Source organism: Nitratireductor kimnyeongensis, from assembly GCF_019891395.1.
GTDB lineage: Bacteria > Pseudomonadota > Alphaproteobacteria > Rhizobiales > Rhizobiaceae > Nitratireductor > Nitratireductor kimnyeongensis.
Genome location: NZ_CP078143.1, coordinates 1,367,530 through 1,385,555, shown reverse-complemented (window position 1 = coordinate 1,385,555; position 18,026 = coordinate 1,367,530). Strand labels below are relative to the sequence as shown.

Genomic DNA, 18,026 nt, shown 5'->3' with positions numbered 1-18,026 from the left:
ATGCGTATCACCGAAATTAAGGCAGTGCCGATCTCCTTTCGTGTTCCGGAGGGCAAGAATGTCAGGCTCGGGATCGGACGGGCGGTCAAGCGCGATGCGGTTCTGGTCAAGGTTCTTACCGATGAAGGAATTGTTGGATGGGGTGAAGCTCACCACGGCCGGTGTCCCGGTGCCATTGCAAAGCTGATCGACACCACGATGTCCGAGCTCGTCGTTGGCATGGACCCGCTCGACGTGTCGAGCATCTGGGCGAAAGTTTACAAGATGCAGTTGTCCAGCCACGGCATGGGATCGGCTGCGGCAATGGCCCTTTCCGGCATCGATATCGCACTTTGGGATATCCGGGGGAAGGCGGCGGGTTGGCCGATATACCAGCTGTTGGGTGGAGCTGATCGGCCGGTCAAGGCGTATGGCGGCGGAATTTCACTGGGCTGGCAACCGCCAGAGGCGCTGGCAGAGGAGGCGCAGTCCTATGTCGAGCAGGGCTACCGCGCGCTGAAACTGCGGGTCGGCGATGCCGTTCGCGTTGATGTCGCCCGGGTCAGGGCCGTGCGGCAGACTGTGGGGGACGATATCGACATTCTGGTCGACGCGAATACCGGCTACTGCCTTAATGATGTCAGGCAGGCCATGCCTGCCTTTGAGGAGCTTGGAGTGGGTTGGCTGGAAGAGCCATTTCCGCCGCACGATTATCGCGAATACCAACTGGCAAAAGAGCTGGGTCGCGTTCCGTTGGCTGCCGGGGAAAACCATTTTACCCGATACGACTTCACCCGCATGATTGAAGACCGGGCCGTGACCTTCGCGCAGCCTGATCTGTCCAAGGCAGGGGGGCTGAGCGAATGTGCAAAGATTGCTACCTTGTGCTCTGCCTGGAAAATGAGCTTCAATCCGCATACTTCGGCAACGGGCATCAACATGATCGCCACGATTCACTTGTTGGCTTCTGTCGATAATCCCGGATATTTTGAAGCCGATCTGGCGCATCACAATCCTTTTCGTGACGAAGTTTGCGGAGCGCCATACACGCTTGACGGCGAGGGCTGCGTGAGGCCTAAAACCGGAGCCGGACTGGGCATCGACATAGACGAGGAATTTCTCGCCAGGCACCCGCTGATTGAAGGGCCGTGTTATGTCTGACGGGTCACAGGTCTCAGGCTGGAACCTATCGGCCTGAGCTTACCCGTCAGTGGTGCTTTCGTTGAATGGGGAGGCCGCCCGGAGCATGAGCGGCAGGCACAGGGGTGCGGTTCACCCACCCCTTCCGCGTTGTGTTGACTTTCCGCCTGAGCCGGTGGCCGAGACGAAGTGTCTGGTGTCAGGACGGGCAACGTCCTGCTGGCCAGATGGTTTGAAGCCGTCAGGATCCTCGTGCACACCTTCCGATTGTTGCGTTTACGACTGTCTTCCATTGGGCGGTGTGGACGCGTTGCCGGTCATTCAAATTCTCCACAGGTGAAACCGCGGCAGCAGGTCAACGAAAACAACTGCTTTGCGCTAACAGCCAGAAAACTGAAGTTTATCTATTGACTCGTTCAAATCGATCATTAACGATCATAGAAGGAGGACAGGATGCAGCATCGGTTTCCGCAAAAGCGTCAACAGCAGATGATCGACGTCATTGTCGAGCGCAAGCGCGTGAGCAATGCGGACCTGTCTGCCATTCTGGGCATTTCACTTCCCACTGTCCGTCGTGACCTCGTTGTGCTGGAACAGGCTGGTGTGGTGACGCGAACCCATGGCGGCGTGGTCGCACGCGGTTCGGGCGAAGATGGCACGGAGCCGCTTTTCCTGGAGAAGGTTCGCCAGAACCAGAACCTTAAACAACGCATCGGTCAGGCCGCCGCCTCCAAGGTTCTGGACGGCCAGGTGGTGCTTCTGGATTCCGGCACGACGGCGCTTGCGACCGCTCATGCACTTGCCGGTCGCAGGGTCACCGTCGTGACCATCGACCTCAAGGTCGCCGAGGCTGCCGCGATTGACCCGACCGAGGTGCACCTCGTCGGAGGGCGCGTGAGAAACGGCTATTTCAGCCTCGTGGGCAACTGGGCGAAGGACGCGCTGTCGAGCATCAAGGCCGATATCTGTTTCCTCGCTGCCGACGCCGTCGACCACGATGGCATAACCACCGCCACCTTCGAGGAGGCAGAGACAAAACGACTCGCCATGCAGCGGGCCAAACGCATCGTCGTGATCACCGATCACAGCAAGTTCGGCAAGCGTGCCTTCGCAGAAGTCTGCGGGCTCGATGCCGTTGACGAACTGATCACCGACAGGGGCGGCGCGGACCTCGCCGCTTCCTATCGGGCGCGCATACCGGCCATCACGCTCGTTTAACGGGCATGGCCAAGACCAAGAAAGAAAGGCACGGAATGTCAAAGTTCAAGCAGCTCTTCGGCGACAAGAAACCCATCATTTCGATGGTGCATCTTCTGCCGATGCCCGGCTCGCCCCTTTATGACGCGGATGCAGGCATCGATGGCATCGTCGCCGCGGCGCGCAAGGATCTCATCGCGCTGCAGGAAGCCGATGTCGATGCCGTGATGTTCGGCAATGAAAATGACCGGCCCTACGAGCTGCAGGTGGACACGGCATCCACCGCCGCAATGGCCTTTGTGATCGGCCAGCTGCGCAACGAGATCAGGAAGCCGTTTGGCGTGAATGTGCTGTGGGACCCGATGAGCACTGTCGCGCTGGCTGCGGCCACTGGCGCCTCTTTCGTTCGTGAAATCTTCACCGGCACCTATGCCTCCGACATGGGGCCGTGGACGCCCAATGCAGGCGAAGCCATGCGCTATCGCAACCGGCTCGGTCGCGACGATCTCGTGATGCTCTACAACGTCTCGGCTGAATTCGCCGATTCCATGGACAAGCGGCCGCTGGCCGACCGCGCTCGCTCTGCCGTGTTCTCTTCCATTCCGGATGCCGTGCTCGTTTCGGGCGCGATCACCGGAGAGGCCGCAGAAATGGCCGACCTCAAATCGGTGAAGGAAAAAGTCACCGACACGCCGGTTCTGGCCAATACGGGAGTTCGTCACAACACGGTTGCAGACATTCTCAAGATCGCCGATGGCTGCATCGTCGGCTCGTCGCTCAAGGTCGACGGAAACACCTGGAACCCCGTCGACCCGGCGCGGGCCAAGGAATTCATGCAGATCGTGAAAACGGCCCGCGGCGGCTGATCTTCGGCATCAGGGGAAGAAGCTCATGGACGCAAGACAGGATACGACAGGCTCTCACCTCAAAAGCCTCGGAATACTGACGGCGTTGATTTTCGTCGCGCTTGCAATCGCCAGCCCGACATTCCTGTCATCGTCGAACCTCCAGTCCATGGGCTTCCAGTTCCCCGAGTTCGGGCTTTTGTCGCTCGCCGTCCTGCCGACAATGATTTCCGGCGGCATCGACCTTTCGGTCGTTGCCGTCGCCAATCTGGCCTCGATCGTGGCTGCGGTGACCATGAAAGCGGGCCCGGAAGTGGCATGGCTCGCCGTTCCCGCCGGTCTTGCGGTTGGTCTCGTCTGCGGCGCGTTCAACGGTTTTCTCGTCGCTTATCTGCGGCTGCCGCCCATTCTTGCAACGCTTGGCAGCATGCAGCTTTTCGCCGGCATCGGCATCATCATCACGCGTGGTCCGGCCATCACCGGCCTGCCCGACTGGTATACGGCCTTCGGGAACTGGACGATTGGTGGCATGCTGCCGCTTCCGCTGGTGCTCTTCGCGGTCATCGCTTCGGGTCTTGCCTTCCTTTTGCGCCGCACACCGGTCGGCATGCGTCTGCGCCTCTTTGGCGCCAACCCCGTGGCCGCAGGTTTTGCCGGCGTACCCGGCAAGAAGCTGATCATTCAGATCTACGCCATCGCAGGTTTCATCGCGGCGCTTGCCGGGCTCGTGGTTCTTTCCCGCGTGAACTCGGCCAATGCCGACTACGGCAGCTCCTATCTGCTGCTTGTCATTCTCATCAACATTCTTGCCGGTGTCAGCCCGGCAGGCGGTTTCGGCACGGTCACCGGTGTCGTTCTCGCCGTGATCTGCCTGCAATTCATTTCCAGCGGGCTCAACATCCTCTCCTTCAGCGCCTTCTCCCGCGACCTGTTCTTCGGCGGTCTCCTGATCGCCGTCATGTCGTACCGGGCCGCATTCGGCTCTTTCGATCTCAAGGCGTTCTTCAAACGAAAGGCTCACCAATCATGAAAGAGCGCCTCCGCTCACTGCTCAAAACCCTGATGCTGACGCCGGGTCTCTCCGGACATGAAGACCGCGTGCGCCGCCGCATTGAAAAAGAGCTCGCCGATCTGCCGCTTGCCCTGCGAACGGATCGTCTCGGCAATCTGATCGCCACACTGGAAGGCGATGAAGGCGCGCCTTCGGTCATGCTCTTCGCCCACACCGATCAGCTCGGCTTCATGGTGCGCAAGATCGAGGAGAATGGCCTGGTGCGCATCGAGCGGCTGGGTGGCATCCCCGAGAAGGCCCTGCCTGCGCAGGCCGTTCTGTTCTGCGTCGGCGAGGGCCGCGACGTGCAGGGCGTCATCGCCAACAAGAGCCATCACGCCACGCCGCCGGAAGAGAAATACAAGGTCACCCCTTACCAGGAGGTGTTCATCGATGTGGGCGCGGAAGACGCGGCGGGCGTCAAGGCGCTGGGCATCGAGATCGGCACGCCGGTGGTCTATGATCCGCGTGTTATCGAGCTCAATGAAAACCGGCTCATCGGCACGTCGGTGGATGATCGCGCCGGCTGTGCAGTCATCGTCGAGGTTGCCCGCGCACTTGCCGCCGAGGGTCCGCGCCCCACGGTACATTTCGTCTTCGCGGTGCTCGAGGAGTTCAATCTTCAGGGCGCGATGGTCGCTGCCCGCGCGATCAACCCCGACATCGCCATCCAGCTCGATCTGGCGCTCAATGCCGACACGCCCGACATGACCCAGCGCGGTGAAGTTGCGCTCGGCAACGGGCCGGCGATGAGCCTCTATTCGTTCCATGGGCGCGGCACTCTGAATGGCACCATTCCGCACCCGGCCCTGCCGAAGCTGTTCTCCGACACGGCTTCAGCCGAGGGGATCAACCTGCAGCGCACGGCCCACACCGGCGCACTGACGGATTCCTCCTATGTGCAGCTCGTGAATGAGGGCGTCGCCTGTATCGATATGTGCTTCCCCTGCCGCTACACGCACACCTCGCTCGAAATGTGCGACCTGCGCGACCTGGAAGCCCTCACGAAACTGCTGATCGCCGCGATCCGCCGGGTCGATGCGAAATTCAGCCTGAACCGGGATGACTACACCTGATGGATTGCTATCTCGGCATCGACATCGGAACCTTCGAGACCAAGGGCGTTCTCGCCGACGCCGAGGGACGCATTCTCGCGACTGCCAAGCGGCGGCACGACATGATCGTGCCGCAACCCGGCTGGGCCGAGCACGACGCCGAGAAAGACTGGTGGGGCGACTTCTGCGTGATTAGCAAGGAGCTGATCGCCACGGCGGGCATCGTCCCCGGCGACATCAAGGCCGTGGCGGCCAGTGGTATCGGTCCGTGCATGTTGCCGGTTGATGAAGAGGGCACGCCGCTGATGAACGCGGTGCTATACGGCGTCGACACCCGAGCGGCAGAAGAGATCGAGGAACTGACTGCAGAGATCGGCGAGGAAACGCTTCTTGTCGAATGCGGCAACGCTCTCAGTTCACAGTCCGTCGGCCCGAAAATTCTCTGGCTGAAGAAGAACAGGCCCGAGATCTACGCCCGCACTCACAAGGTGATGAACTCTTCATCGTTTCTCGTGCACCGGCTGACGGGACGCTTCGTCATCGACCATTATTCCGCGTCGTCCTCCAGCCCGCTCTATGACATCCGCACCAACCGATGGTCCGACCGGTATGCCGAGCGCATTATCGAACCGGAACGCCTTCCCGAGCTCCTGTGGAGCACCGAGATTGCCGGCCATGTCACGGAACAGGCGGCGAAAGAAACCGGACTTGCGCCGGGAACACCGGTCACGGCGGGCACCATCGATGCGGCATCGGAAGCTGTCAGCGTCGGGGTTCTCGGCACCGGCGAGATGATGATGATGTACGGCTCGACCATGTTCATCATTCTGGTGACCGATCACCGTGTCGAAGATGGGCGGCTCTGGTATGCGCCGTGGCTCTTCGAGGGTCAGCATGCCTGCATGTCCGGCACATCGACGAGCGGCACGCTCACACGCTGGTTTCAGGAGCAGTTTGCGCGCGAACTGGATGAGAGCGAGGCGCTGCGGCTCCTGGCCGAAGAAGCAGCGCGCGCGCCGGTGGGCGCAAACGGGATCGTGGTGCTTCCCTATTTCTCGGGAGAGCGCACCCCTATTCACGACCCCCATGCGCGCGGCATGATCTTCGGGCTCGACCTCACCCACACAAGGGCAGATGTCTATCGCGGGTTTCTGGAAGGCATCGCCTATGGCGTGGCTTCGGTCATCGAGACCTATGAAGAAGCAGGCGCCGGCCTGGCCCGGATCGCTGCCGTGGGTGGCGGCACCAAGAATGCCGTGTGGTCGCAGGCTATCTCGGATGCCAGCGGCAAGGTTCAGGAGGTTGCAGCCAACACGGTTGGCGCGGCCTTCGGCAATGCGTTTCTGGCAGCCGTGGCCGTCGGCGCTGCCGGGCGCGAAGACATTCGCCGATGGAACCCGGTAGAACGATCCATTGCGCCCGAGCAGAAGAATCGCGTCATCTACGACGCGCGCTATCGCACTTTCAAGGAATTGTACGCCCGCAACAACGATCTCATGAGGGGAACGGAAAAACGGGCGTCCGATGAAGCCTGACAGGCGGCCATGCCGGCCGTCGGGGCACTGACAAACTGTAACAGGAGGAGTCTCATGGCTTTGAACTTAAGGAAACTCACCGCCGGAGTGGCGCTTGGCGCCGCGCTGATCGTCGGGGCCGGCGCCGTTACCCACGCGCAGGACGCCAAGCACACCATCGTGACGGTGGTGAAGCTCTCCGGTATTGCCTGGTTCAACCGCATGGAAGATGGTGTCGCGGAATATGCTTCGGAGACGGGGCATGACGCCACGCAGGTGGGCCCGGCCTCTGCCGACGCCGCCCTGCAGGTGCAAATGATCGAAGACCTTATCGCGAAGAAGGTCGACGCCATCACCGTCGTTCCGAACTCGCCAGAGGCGCTTGAGCCGGTGCTCGGCAAGGCACTCGATGCCGGCATCAAGGTGATCGGTCACGAAGCGTCCAGCCTCGAAAACGTCACCTATGACGTGGAAGCCTTCGACAATGCGGCTTATGGCCGTCACCTGATGGAAGCTCTGGCGCAGGCCATGGGCGGTGAGGGCGAATATGCCGTCTTCGTCGGCCACCTGACAGCCAAGACCCACAATGAGTGGGTGGACGCGGCCATCGAGTACCAGAAAGAAAAATACCCGGACATGAAGCTTGTCACCGACAAGCTGGAGAGCAACGAACAGCAGCAGACCGCCTATCAGAAGACCAAGGAGCTCCTGCGCACCTATCCGAACCTGAAGGGTATTCAGGGCTCGGCTGGTGAAGATGTCGTGGGCGCAGCCCTGGCAGTGGAAGAAGCCGGTCTCGACGGCAAGGTCAAGATTGTTGGCACGAGCCTCGTCTCGGTCGCGGGTCCCTATCTGGAGACAGGCGCCATCGACATGATCTCGTTCTGGGATCCGGCGAAGGCCGGCATCGCCATGAACAAGGTTGCCTCCATGGCCATCGCGGGTGAAGAGGTAACGGACGGCATGGATCTCGGCGTCGAGGGCTATAACGAGATCAAGCTCGACGGCAAGGTGCTCTATGGTCAGGCCTGGGTGGACGTGACCACGGAGAACATGGACGAGTACGACTTCTAAGGCTTGGACATCGACGACATGAGCGGAAGGGGAAGACATGCGCAGCCGGCCTGCGGTCCTGGTCTCAGGACCGGCGGACGCTTGCGCGCCTTCCGTTTCAAACGCCGCCGGGCACCCATGCCCGGCGGCTTTGCCTGAACACAAGAGATTGCCCATGAACGAGGAAGCGAACCCAGGCGCGCCCATTCTGCAGATGCGAGACATCCGCAAGGCCTATGGTCCCGTGCGCGTGCTGGAAGACGTCAATCTGGAACTGCGCGAGGGAGAGGTGCGGTGTCTCGCCGGCGAAAACGGTTCCGGCAAATCGACGCTGATCAAGATCCTGTCCGGTGTCGTGCAGGCGGATGCCGGAACTGTGACCCTCAATGGAGAAACCCTGAAGAACGATCCCATGCGGGCGATCTCCGCCGGGCTCTCCGTCATCTATCAGGATTTCTCGCTCTTCCCCAATCTCACCGTGTGGGAGAATATCGGCTTCCTGCGCTCGGTGACCGCCGGGGACGCGGTCCACAGGGCGCGCGCACGCAGGAGACAGGCCGTCGAGACACTGAAGCGCATGCAGGTGGAGATCGATCCCGATGCGCCGGTGGAGCTTCTTCCCGTCGCCTCCAAGCAATTGGTGGCAATCGCCCGCGCACTCGCCAATGAGGCGCGCATCATCGTCATGGACGAACCGACCACAGCGCTTACACGCAGCGAGGTGGCCCATCTTCTTGAGATTGTCGACGCTCTCAAGAAGGATGGTGTTTCCTTTCTCTTTGTCAGCCACAAGATCGAAGAGGTCTTCGCCGTCTGCGACACGGTCACCGTATTGCGTGACGGTTCCGTCGTGGTGGAAGGCCCCATAGGCGAGTTTGACGCCGGGCGCCTGGTGGAGGCCATGACCGGCCGCTCCGTGGACAGCCAGCGCCTTCCCAGAGAAGAGAGCCCGCTTCACCCGCCGTTTCTGGCCGCATCCAGTCTTGGCCGTCGCGGAGACTTCTCCGAGGTGGAACTGGAACTGAGGCCGGGCGAGATCGTCTCCGTGGTCGGCCTGCTTGGCTCGGGCCGCACCGAACTCGCACAGACGCTTTTCGGCTACATGAACCCGGATGCCGGTCGCATCCAGATCGAGGGTGAAACCGTCAAATTCGGCAGCCAGCACGACGCCATCGCTCACGGCATCGCCTATGTGCCGGAGGACCGCCTGACCGAAGGGCTCTTTCTCAACCAGCCCATCGGCGACAACATAACCGTTTCGAGCCTGGAAAAATCCACGAGCTTCGGCATCGTCAATGCCACCGCGCTGCTGGATCGCGCCCGCAAGGCGGTGAAGAACCTCCGGATCAAGACGCCGGACGTCACACCGGCCGTGGCAACTCTTTCGGGCGGCAACCAGCAGCGCGTGGTTCTTGCCCGCTGGATGGAACGCGCACCGAGACTGCTCATCCTCAATGGGCCCACGGTGGGTGTCGATGTCGGTTCCAAGCGGGAGATCCACGAATTGCTTGTCTCGCTCAGCCGCAGTGGCACCGCCGTGATGGTGGTCACCGATGACATACCCGAGGCAATCGCGCTGTCCGACCGTATTCTGGTGATGGTGCGCGGACGCATCACCGCGAGTTTCGATGCCGCAACGGTGGACGAAGACACACTCTATGATGAAGTGATCAGGGAGGACAGGACATGAGCGCCCTTGCCCGCATCTTTGCAACCCCGCAGGGCATCGTGTTCCTTGTCGCGGTTTTGTTCGCCGTTGTCCTGGGCCTGCTGAACCCGGCTTTCTTCACGCCGTCGACTCTGATCGACCTGGCGCGCAACGGGCTTGTCACCGGCATATTCGCACTCGGCGTTATGATGGTTCTTGCCTCCGGCGGCATCGATGTGTCGCACACCGCCATTGGCGCCTTCGCCATGTATGCCACGATGAAGATCATTCTGGGCATCGATCTCGACCTGCCTATCGTCGCCTATTTCGTCATCGCCGCTACCCTCGGCGCGGGGCTCGGGCTGATTAACGGGCTTCTGATCGGCGGGCTCGGGCTCAACACACTCATAGTCACGCTCGGCACGCTGTCTTTCTTTCGTGGCGCTCTGCTCACCTTCCTTGGCACCACCTACATCACGTCCGTGCCGCGCGAGGTGATCAACTTTTCCCGCACCATCCTGATCCGCATCGAGAATGCGGTGGGTCAGATGGTGTCGCTTCCCGCTTCCTTTCTCGTGCTCGTGGCGGTGGCGATCGTGCTTGCCATCATCATGAATTTCACCCTGTTCGGGCGCAAGGTCTACGCCATTGGCGGGTCGGAAGAGGCAGCGCAGCGCATCGGCATCCGCATCAAGCGTGTGAAGGTCATGATCTATGTGATCGCCGGCGCCATCGCTGGCCTTGCAGGCATGACGCATGTCACGCTGTCGCGCATGGCAAATCCGTTCGATCTGGTCGGCATGGAGCTGAACGTGATCGCTGCCGTGGTTCTGGGCGGTGCACGCATCACCGGCGGACACGGCACCGTGCTTGGCACGCTTCTGGGTGTGTTCGTGATCACCATGATCAACACGACCCTTTTGATGGTGGGCGTTCCGTCCTATTGGCAGAAGTTCGTGATCGGCTGTCTCATCATCGTTGGCACGGGCTTGCCAATCATCTTCGATCGGCTCGCAAAGCATCGCCGCCGCATGGCGCGCCCGCTCGAGGCCTGATCGGTATGCATCTTCAAATCCCCAGGGAGGACAAGCCATGAAAAAGATCCTGAACAACCCCGCCGACTATGTGGACGAGATGCTGGATGGCATGACCGCCGCGCATCCTCAGATTTATGCGCAGCCTGTGCGGCGCGTGATCACCCGGGCGGCGGGCGCCAAAAAGGGCAAGGTCGGCATTGTGACCGGCGGCGGCTCAGGCCATCTGCCCGTCTTTACCGGTTATGTGGGCACAGGCCTGCTCGATGCGTGTGCCATCGGTGACGTGTTTGCCAGCCCTTCGGCCGAACAAATGGCCGAGGCGATCCGCCTGGCCGATGGCGGCGCGGGCGTGTTGCGCCTCTACGGCAATTATGGCGGCGATGTCATGAATTTCGACATGGCCGGTGAAATGGCCGAGATGGAACACGACATCCGCACCACCACCGTGCTTCTGACGGACGATGTCGTGTCGGCCCCAAAGGAAGAGGCCGAGAAGCGGCGCGGCGTGGCGGGCATGGTCTACGCGTTCAAGATTGCGGGTGCGGCCGCCGAACGCGGCGATGACCTGGATGAAGTCACCCGCATCGCCCAGAAGACGGCGGATGCCTGCCGATCCATCGGAATGGCGCTTACGCCCTGTACGATTCCGCAGGCCGGCAAACCGACCTTCGAGATCGGCGAGACGGAAATGGAAATGGGCATGGGCATCCATGGCGAGCCCGGCATCTGGCGCGATGCGATCAAGCCTGCCGACGAGATCGCCGAAGAGATGCTGGACCGTCTCATGGCCGATCAGCCTCTCGCAAAAGGCGACCGCATCTCGATTCTGGTGAACTCATTGGGTGCGACGCCGGCCGAAGAGCTCTACATTCTCTACCGGCATGCGAAGCAGAAGCTCGATGCTCTGGGCGTCGAGATCGTGATGCCGCTGGTGGGCCGTTATGCGACCTCCATGGAAATGACCGGCGCAACGATCACGGTGATCAAGCTGGACGATGAACTGGAAGGTTTGCTCAAGGCTCCGGCCGAATGCGCCTTCTGGCGTGTCTAGGAGCAGGCGATGATCGACAGCAAGGCGATTTCAGAGGCTCTCAAAGGCATCGCATCCCATACCGCTGCGGCTAGCGACGAGCTTTGCGCTGCGGACGGTGCGCTCGGGGACGGCGATCTTGGGATCACCGTGTCAAAAGGGTTTGCGGAGGCTGCAACGGCAGAGCTTCCCGATGATGTGGGCATGGCGCTCCTTGAAGTGGCAAAGGCGTTTCAGCGCGTCTCATCGTCCTCCTACGGTACGCTGCTCGCCACGGGATTCATGGCGGCGGCGAAACGTGAAAAAGGAAAACCCGGGATAGAGCTCGAGGAGATACCGGGCCTTGTTGCTGCCGCGCGTGACGCCATGATGGCACGCGGAAAGGGCAATCTGGGTGACAAAACGGTGCTCGACAGTCTCGATGCCGTTGCCAGCGCGCTTGAGGGAACTTCACCGCAAGTGATGGTCGAGACGACGATCAAAGCAGCCGAGCACACTGTGGAGCGCTATCGGGATCTGCCGAACAAGCTGGGGCGCGCGCGCATGTTTGGTGAGAAGAGCGTCGGTTTGCCGGATCCTGGACAGCTCGCATTTCTTCGCATTGTGGAAGGACTGCGAAGCGAGGCTCACCAGGGCTAGATCCGGTTTTCTTCGTCACCCGTGTCCTCATGGGAGAAGAGCGCAATGTCATCCATATGACATTGCCGCTCGGAGGTTTCCTCATCTCATGAACGAACAATCGCGCCTGCCGCTCCCGCACGGCTTGTTTTCGCCGAGCTGAAGGACAGTCTGGAAGACCCTGTGCTTCAGACGGCGCGCTCGATCGTTACTGCCAGTAGCTGACGTGGGCCGCTGTCAAAGCTGCATGCTGCCCACGCTTGCGCCGCCGCAGACATAGAGCGTCTGTCCGGTGACGAAGCTTGCCTTCGGGTCTGCGAAGAACATGAAGGCGTTGGTCACGTCTTCCACCGCGCCGAGCCGGCCGACGGGAATGCGTTTGGCAAGCTCTGCTTCCCGCTCGCTGCCCTTGGGGATGATGCCCCAGAAATTGTCGGTCTGGATCGGGCCGGGCGCCACCACATTGACGGTGATGCCATGGGGCGCGAGCTCCAGCGCCCAGGTGCGCGCCATGCCCACCATGCCGGCCTTGGATGCGCCATAGGCGGTGCGGGTCTGTGCGCCGAGCGCTGCGCGCGAGCCATTGAAGAGAACGCGGCCGAAGCGGCGCTCTTTCATGGAAGGGAGGAAGGCTTTCAGGAGTGTCAGGGCTGAGCCCAGATGGAGCTGGGCGAGGCCGGTAATGTCTTCGGCGCTGGCGTCCTCGATGAGGTTCGGCCAGATGAGGCCCGCATTCTGCACGAAATGGGTGACGTCGTGCCTGCGGGCGATCTCGGCTGCGGCCGAGCTGACGGCTGTGTCGTCCAGCAGGTCGGCTTCGACAGAGCTCAGCCGTTCATGCGAGAACTCCGGCGCGCGGCGCGCGACCGAGACGACGCGGTAGCCCGCATCCAGCATGGTGTGGGCGAGATCCGCGCCGATGCCCTTGTTGCCGCCGGTGATCACGGCTGTCAGTTCTTTTTCCATCGTGTCAGGTCCTGCCGGGCACAAGCGCCACCACGCGCAGCGGGCTGCCGGTGCCGTTCTTGATCTTGAGCGGGGTTGCGATCAGCATCGCGCCTGTGGGCGGAAGCCGGTCGAGATTGTTGAGGCATTGCAGCCCGTAGCGCCCCGCGCCGTGAAGATAGAAATGGGCCGGGTAGGGCGGCGTGTAGTGCGATCCCTGACCGGCGTCGGTGCCGACGGTCTCGGTGCCGAAACCGCGAATGCCGCGTTCGTCCACCAGAAGCCGGATCGCTGCCGGCGTGGGGCCGGGCGAATGCGCGCCATCCTCGCGCATGTTGAGATAGGCCGCGCCCCGGCGCTTTGACCAGTCGGTGCGCATCAGAACCCAGCTCTCGGCGGGAATGCGGCCATGCTCGGCCTCCCACGCCTCGATGATCTCCGGCGTCAGCTCGAAATCCTCGTCGGCGGCAGCGCCTTCGGAACAGTCGATCACGCAGACCGGCCCGATAAAGCGCTCGGCGGGAATCTCGTCGACGCTGCCATTGGGCACGTCGCGGCCGGAGATCCAGTGTGAGGGCGCATCGAAATGGGTGCCGGTGTGCTCGCTGCAGGTGAAGTTGTGCCATTTCCACGCCGGGCCGCGATGGTCATAGGCGGACACCTCTTCCATGCGGAAGCGGGCGCACTGGCCGAACTCGGGCGGCAGCACGATGACCGGAAAATCCTGGTCGAGCGTGTGGGTGAGGTCCACCACCTCGATGGCACCGGTGCCGAGCGCCTCCGCCAGATTGCCCAGAAGGGCGGATGGGTCGGTTGCGTGGACGTTCATGCGCCGCCTCCGTCGGTTTCGCTCATCTCGCGCTCCAGCACCTTTGCGCCGGCGCGCCAGCGTTCGATCAGGTCCTTCGCCACGTCGCCGACGAACACATCTTCAAGCCCGTCCTTGAGGCCGGAGACGATGGCGCGGGCAAGGGCTGCGGGCGCGACCTTGGGCGGCGGCAGGGGCTGGTGCCATGCGTCGTCCGTCGGGCCCGTATAGACGTTCATCACGCGCACGCCGCCGGGCCGCATCTCCGCGCGCAGGCACTGCGACAGCGAGTAGGCGGCGGCATTGGACGCGGAGAACGCGCCAAAGGCCGGCATGTTGGAATAAGCGTAGACCGACAGGATGTTGACCCAGGCGGCGGCGCTGTTGTCGCCGTCTGCGCCGCGCCCGCGCATGGCCGGGCCGAAGGACTGGGCAAGCCGCATCAGGCCGAGATAATTCACTTCCATCTCGTCGCGGGCGAACACGGTGTCTCCACGGTCCATGATGCCGCCGGGGCGTACGAAGCGGGCATTGTTGACGAGAATGTCCGTCTTGCCGCCGATCTCGCCCGCCAGCTCGGCGACCGACCCGGTGTCGGTGACGTCGAGCGGCACGATCTGGACATTGGGGATCGCCTCAAGTGCCGCGCGGTGCGGATAGGGCCGCCAGCCTTCGGGCTCGCCGATGAAGATGATCGATGCCCCGGCCTTTGCAAAGGCCTCGGCCAGCGCCACGGCGTTTTCGCTGCGCGCATCGGTGATGAGCACGCGGCGGAATTTCGGATCGGCGGTGATTTCGCGGAGTTGCGGATCGTCTTCCATGTTGGGCGTCCCTTCGGGAGGCAGGGCGTAGAGAACGCCCTGGCCCGACTTGTCGAGCCGGTTGATGATGCGCACCCGACCGCCGCGCGGCACATCGCCATGTACGTGGCACATGACGGAGGGGCCGGCGTCGAGCCGGACGGTGCCGACACGCCATGGGGTGCGTTCGCGGAAATAGGTGTTGGTGCTGGTGCGCACCGTGGTCTCGGCGATGAGTTCGCCCGCCGGGTCGATGTCGCGCCATGGCAGGTCGGTCGACAGGCACGCGGAGCAGGCGTCGCGCGGCGGATATTGCAGCGCGCCGCATTCGCCGCAGACCTGAAGCATGAAGCGCCCCTCGGCGGCAGCCGCCGTGAGCCCCAGCGCCGCGCGGCTTCTGAGGCCCGAGGGCAGTGTCTGTGTGCGGGTGCGCTTTTGCGGATCTTTCTTCGGTGGCGGCAGAATGGCGTCGGTCATGTGCCGGCTCCCGAAATGATGGCGGCGCTGGAGCAGACGCCACGGTCGTAATTGATCATGCCGAAGCCCGAGACCATGGCGGTCGTGGCACCTTCCACCTGGGTGGGGCCGGCTGCGCCGGTGACCTGGCGGATGGCCTCGACCAGTCCGATGAAGCCGCCGGCGGCTCCCGCCTGTCCGGCCGAAAGCTGACCGCCCGACGTGTTGTGCGGAAAATCGCCGGCAATGGTGAGATCGCGCTCGCGCACAAAGGCCGGGCCTTCGCCTTTCCCGCAGAACCCCAAATCCTCGAACTGCATCATGGAGATGACCGGGTAATCGTCATAGGTCTGCAACAGGTCGATGTCGTCGGGCTTCGCATCGGCCATGGCGTAAAGCTCGTCGATATCCATGGCCCAGCCGCCGCGCATCTGGATCGGGTCTTCGGGGAAGGCGTTGTGGCGTTCGATGCTGCCGCGAATATGCGCGTAGGGAAGGCCGGCGGCGCGGGCGTCTTCCTCGCGCATCACAAGAAATGCCTCGGCGCCGCTGACAGGCATGACGCAATCGAACAGAGCGATGGGATCGGAGATCATGCGCGCGGCAAGATACTGATCCATGGTCAGCGGCTTTTTCATCACCGCATGCGGGTTCTTCAGTGCATTGTCGCGCTGGGCGACGCAGATGCGGCCGAAATCCTCGCGGGTCGCGCCATAGGCGCTCATATAGTGGTCGGTCAGGAGCGCGAAACAGGCATTCGGCCCGCCTGCACCATAGGGATAGGAGGCGTCCTGCGCGAAGCGGCTGAAGCTTGAGAGCATGCGCCGGAAGCTGTCGACATGGTTGGTGTCGCCGGCAACGCAGGCGACGATGTCGGCATCACCCGCCTGCACTGCGCGGGCCGCACGCCTGAGCGCCACAACGCCGCTCGCCCCGCCCATGGGGATGTGATCGAGCCAGCGCGGGGTGAGGCCGAGATGCTGGGTCAGCCCCACCGCCGTGTCGGGAAAGAGCGTGAAGCTTGAAACCGAGAAGCCGTCGACATCGCGGGGGCTGAGGCCGGCGCTTTGAAGCGACTGGCGCAGCGCGCGGGCGATCCACCAATGCGCCGTTTCCTTGGAGAAGCGCTGATAGGGCGTTGTGGCGGGCGCGGCGAGCACCACGCCCTCATAGCCCATCCGTCTCGAGGTGCGACCCGCCATCAGGCCGCGCGCCTTTTCTTCATGGAGCGTGTGTCGACCGTTGCCGGATCGGTGAGAAGCCGGGCGACCAGTGTTTTCAGTTCGCCGCGCTGGATCTTCTGCGTCGAGGTCAGGGGCAGGGCGTCGACAAAGGCGATGTAGCCCGGAACCTTGTAATAGGCGACGCGGTCCAGACACCATTCGGCAATCGCGCGCGCGCGCGCTTCATCGCGTTCGCCGCTCTCGACGACCAGACAGGCGAAGACCTCGTCGCCGCGCAATTCGTCCGGTGCTGCCGCGACGGCGGCCGCCTTGATGTCGGGATGCTGCATCAAGAAGGATTCCACTTCCACGGCGGCGATGTTCTCGCCTGAACGGCGGATCACGTTCTTCTTGCGATCGACGAAGAAGAAGTCGCCATCGGCGTCGCGCATGACGATGTCGCCGGTGTGGAACCAGCCGCCTTCCCACGCTTCGGCAGTGGCCTCGGGGTTCGCGTAATATTCGGAGAAGAAGCCGAAACGCGGATCCTCGCCGGCATGGCGCACCAGGAGTTCGCCGGGTTGCCCGGGGGCTGCCTCGCTGCCATCGTCGGCGACCACGCGGGCCTCGATGTCCGGGCCGGGCTGGCCAAGGCAGTTCGTGCCGCGCTTGCGGGGCTCGTGATTGGCGACGATGACCGCGCCGGCCCCCGTCTCCGTCATCGCCCAGCCTTCGATCAGCGGTATGCCGAAACGCTCCTCGAACGGGCCGTGCAGCTTGGGATCGATGCCCGCGCCGAAGCCGAAGCGCACATTGTGCGCCCTGTCCTCTTTCGTGGGTTCGGCCTTCATGAGAATGGACGGCATGACGCCCAGATAATGCAGGCAGGTGGCCCGGCTGTCACGCACGCTCTGCCACCAGCTGCGCGGGTGGAAACGGTCGAGCGCGATGAGGCAGCCCCCGACCGTGATCATCGCCATCAGCGAATAGGCCATGGCGTTCATGTGGAAGATGGGCAGCGGCGTGATCATGCGCTCGCCGTCCTCGTTCATGGCGCATAGGCCGCCCGCCTTCGCGTACCAGCGGCCCGAATGCAGGAAATAGAGGTTCGACAGGACGCAGCCCTTGGGCTTGCCCGTGGTGCCGGAGGTGTAGAGCATGGCCGCTTCGCGGCTGAGCGGCGCACCCTGCGGCGTCTCCATGTCTGCAAAGCGTGGATCGAGCGGCGGGGTGTCGGCCTCTGGCGTGACGACCGGAAAGCCAACGCCGGAGGCAGTTGCAGCCTGCTCGAGATCCGCCACGCGGCTCGCGATGGCGACGGCCAGAACCGGGCGCGCGTGGCCGGCCATGTATTCCAGTTCGGCTGATTGCAGGTCGGGGTTGACCGGCACGACCGAAAGCCCGAGCGCATTTAAGGCGAACCAGTGCAGGAAGAAGCCCGGCCGGTTTTCCATCAGGAGCATGACGCGCATGCCGGTGCGATAGCCGCCGGCGGCATAGGCGTTTCTCAGGCGTTCAATCTCGGCGAGGGCTGCGCCATAGGAGAGTTCGCCGGCGGGGATGTCGTAGACCGACGCCGTTTCCTCCAGCACGTGCAGGAAGGGGCGCTTGGGCCAGCGGTGTGCGGTGTCGGCAAAGGCCGCGAACACGGTGTCGAACGGCGGGATCTGCGATTTCATCTGCTGCG

Annotated in this window: 16 protein-coding genes; 11 read left to right on the top strand and 5 right to left on the bottom strand. The window is 62.8% G+C overall.

Going from position 1 to position 18,026, the window contains the following annotated elements:
- From KW403_RS06505 to KW403_RS06455, 11 genes are all read left to right on the top strand, one after another.
- Nucleotides 1-1,140, top strand: a complete 1,140-nt coding sequence (locus KW403_RS06505) for a mandelate racemase/muconate lactonizing enzyme family protein (protein ID WP_223021912.1) — start codon at nucleotides 1-3, stop codon at nucleotides 1,138-1,140.
- Nucleotides 1,141-1,572: 432 nt separating this feature from the next.
- On the top strand, nucleotides 1,573-2,337 hold the full coding sequence (locus KW403_RS06500; protein WP_223021911.1) for a DeoR/GlpR family DNA-binding transcription regulator: 765 nt from the start codon (nucleotides 1,573-1,575) through the stop codon (nucleotides 2,335-2,337).
- A 35-nt stretch (nucleotides 2,338-2,372) separates the two neighbouring features.
- Nucleotides 2,373-3,182, top strand: coding sequence for a BtpA/SgcQ family protein (locus KW403_RS06495; RefSeq protein WP_223021910.1), 810 nt, complete (start codon nucleotides 2,373-2,375; stop codon nucleotides 3,180-3,182).
- A gap of 25 nt (nucleotides 3,183-3,207) precedes the next feature.
- Nucleotides 3,208-4,191 (top strand): ABC transporter permease, encoded by a 984-nt coding sequence (locus KW403_RS06490; protein ID WP_223021909.1) that lies wholly within the window; start codon nucleotides 3,208-3,210, stop codon nucleotides 4,189-4,191.
- A complete protein-coding gene (locus KW403_RS06485; RefSeq protein ID WP_223021908.1) occupies nucleotides 4,188-5,288 on the top strand; it encodes a M42 family metallopeptidase in 1,101 nt (366 codons plus the stop codon). The genes KW403_RS06490 and KW403_RS06485 overlap by 4 nt, the downstream gene beginning before the upstream one ends.
- Nucleotides 5,288-6,802, top strand: a complete 1,515-nt coding sequence (locus KW403_RS06480) for an FGGY-family carbohydrate kinase (RefSeq protein ID WP_223021907.1) — start codon at nucleotides 5,288-5,290, stop codon at nucleotides 6,800-6,802. The genes KW403_RS06485 and KW403_RS06480 overlap by 1 nt, the downstream gene beginning before the upstream one ends.
- A 54-nt stretch (nucleotides 6,803-6,856) precedes the next feature.
- Nucleotides 6,857-7,855 carry an autoinducer 2 ABC transporter substrate-binding protein gene (locus KW403_RS06475; protein ID WP_223021906.1) on the top strand — a complete coding sequence of 333 codons (999 nt, stop codon included), beginning with the start codon at nucleotides 6,857-6,859 and terminating at the stop codon, nucleotides 7,853-7,855.
- A gap of 154 nt (nucleotides 7,856-8,009) precedes the next feature.
- Complete coding sequence (locus KW403_RS06470) at nucleotides 8,010-9,524, top strand: sugar ABC transporter ATP-binding protein (RefSeq protein ID WP_223021905.1); 1,515 nt, start codon at nucleotides 8,010-8,012, stop codon at nucleotides 9,522-9,524.
- Nucleotides 9,521-10,537 carry an ABC transporter permease gene (locus KW403_RS06465; RefSeq protein WP_223021904.1) on the top strand — a complete coding sequence of 339 codons (1,017 nt, stop codon included), beginning with the start codon at nucleotides 9,521-9,523 and terminating at the stop codon, nucleotides 10,535-10,537. The genes KW403_RS06470 and KW403_RS06465 overlap by 4 nt, the downstream gene beginning before the upstream one ends.
- A 37-nt stretch (nucleotides 10,538-10,574) precedes the next feature.
- Nucleotides 10,575-11,570 carry a dihydroxyacetone kinase subunit DhaK gene (locus KW403_RS06460; RefSeq protein ID WP_223021903.1) on the top strand — a complete coding sequence of 332 codons (996 nt, stop codon included), beginning with the start codon at nucleotides 10,575-10,577 and terminating at the stop codon, nucleotides 11,568-11,570.
- Between the two features lie 9 nt (nucleotides 11,571-11,579).
- Entirely contained in the window at nucleotides 11,580-12,188 is a 609-nt protein-coding gene (locus tag KW403_RS06455; protein ID WP_223021902.1) for a dihydroxyacetone kinase subunit L, read from the top strand.
- A 216-nt stretch (nucleotides 12,189-12,404) separates the two neighbouring features.
- Here KW403_RS06455 and KW403_RS06450 read toward each other — a convergent pair whose 3' ends face one another.
- The 5 genes from KW403_RS06450 to KW403_RS06430 are packed head-to-tail and all read right to left on the bottom strand — an operon-like array spanning nucleotide 12,405 to nucleotide 18,018.
- Nucleotides 12,405-13,133 (bottom strand): SDR family NAD(P)-dependent oxidoreductase, encoded by a 729-nt coding sequence (locus KW403_RS06450; RefSeq protein ID WP_223021901.1) that lies wholly within the window; start codon nucleotides 13,131-13,133, stop codon nucleotides 12,405-12,407.
- A 4-nt stretch (nucleotides 13,134-13,137) separates the two neighbouring features.
- Nucleotides 13,138-13,941: a cyclase family protein gene (locus KW403_RS06445; protein WP_223021900.1), complete on the bottom strand. Its 804-nt coding sequence runs from the start codon at nucleotides 13,939-13,941 to the stop codon at nucleotides 13,138-13,140.
- On the bottom strand, nucleotides 13,938-15,197 hold the full coding sequence (locus tag KW403_RS06440) for an SDR family NAD(P)-dependent oxidoreductase (RefSeq protein ID WP_223021899.1): 1,260 nt from the start codon (nucleotides 15,195-15,197) through the stop codon (nucleotides 13,938-13,940). Before KW403_RS06440 ends, KW403_RS06445 begins: the two co-directional genes overlap by 4 nt.
- Nucleotides 15,194-16,378, bottom strand: coding sequence for a thiolase family protein (locus tag KW403_RS06435; protein WP_223021898.1), 1,185 nt, complete (start codon nucleotides 16,376-16,378; stop codon nucleotides 15,194-15,196). The genes KW403_RS06440 and KW403_RS06435 overlap by 4 nt, the downstream gene beginning before the upstream one ends.
- On the bottom strand, nucleotides 16,378-18,018 hold the full coding sequence (locus KW403_RS06430; protein WP_223021897.1) for an AMP-binding protein: 1,641 nt from the start codon (nucleotides 18,016-18,018) through the stop codon (nucleotides 16,378-16,380). The genes KW403_RS06435 and KW403_RS06430 overlap by 1 nt, the downstream gene beginning before the upstream one ends.
- Between the last annotated feature and the right edge of the window lie 8 nt (nucleotides 18,019-18,026).

Coding starts and splice junctions, on each gene's coding strand:
- KW403_RS06505 (WP_223021912.1), top strand. CDS start 1: ATGCGTATCACCGAAATTAAGGCAGTGCCGATCTCCTTTCGTGTTCCG.
- KW403_RS06435 (WP_223021898.1), bottom strand. CDS start 16,378: ATGGCGGGTCGCACCTCGAGACGGATGGGCTATGAGGGCGTGGTGCTC.
- KW403_RS06430 (WP_223021897.1), bottom strand. CDS start 18,018: ATGAAATCGCAGATCCCGCCGTTCGACACCGTGTTCGCGGCCTTTGCC.
- KW403_RS06460 (WP_223021903.1), top strand. CDS start 10,575: ATGAAAAAGATCCTGAACAACCCCGCCGACTATGTGGACGAGATGCTG.
- KW403_RS06465 (WP_223021904.1), top strand. CDS start 9,521: ATGAGCGCCCTTGCCCGCATCTTTGCAACCCCGCAGGGCATCGTGTTC.
- KW403_RS06475 (WP_223021906.1), top strand. CDS start 6,857: ATGGCTTTGAACTTAAGGAAACTCACCGCCGGAGTGGCGCTTGGCGCC.
- KW403_RS06495 (WP_223021910.1), top strand. CDS start 2,373: ATGTCAAAGTTCAAGCAGCTCTTCGGCGACAAGAAACCCATCATTTCG.
- KW403_RS06470 (WP_223021905.1), top strand. CDS start 8,010: ATGAACGAGGAAGCGAACCCAGGCGCGCCCATTCTGCAGATGCGAGAC.
- KW403_RS06445 (WP_223021900.1), bottom strand. CDS start 13,941: ATGAACGTCCACGCAACCGACCCATCCGCCCTTCTGGGCAATCTGGCG.
- KW403_RS06440 (WP_223021899.1), bottom strand. CDS start 15,197: ATGACCGACGCCATTCTGCCGCCACCGAAGAAAGATCCGCAAAAGCGC.
- KW403_RS06485 (WP_223021908.1), top strand. CDS start 4,188: ATGAAAGAGCGCCTCCGCTCACTGCTCAAAACCCTGATGCTGACGCCG.
- KW403_RS06455 (WP_223021902.1), top strand. CDS start 11,580: ATGATCGACAGCAAGGCGATTTCAGAGGCTCTCAAAGGCATCGCATCC.
- KW403_RS06450 (WP_223021901.1), bottom strand. CDS start 13,133: ATGGAAAAAGAACTGACAGCCGTGATCACCGGCGGCAACAAGGGCATC.
- KW403_RS06500 (WP_223021911.1), top strand. CDS start 1,573: ATGCAGCATCGGTTTCCGCAAAAGCGTCAACAGCAGATGATCGACGTC.
- KW403_RS06490 (WP_223021909.1), top strand. CDS start 3,208: ATGGACGCAAGACAGGATACGACAGGCTCTCACCTCAAAAGCCTCGGA.
- KW403_RS06480 (WP_223021907.1), top strand. CDS start 5,288: ATGGATTGCTATCTCGGCATCGACATCGGAACCTTCGAGACCAAGGGC.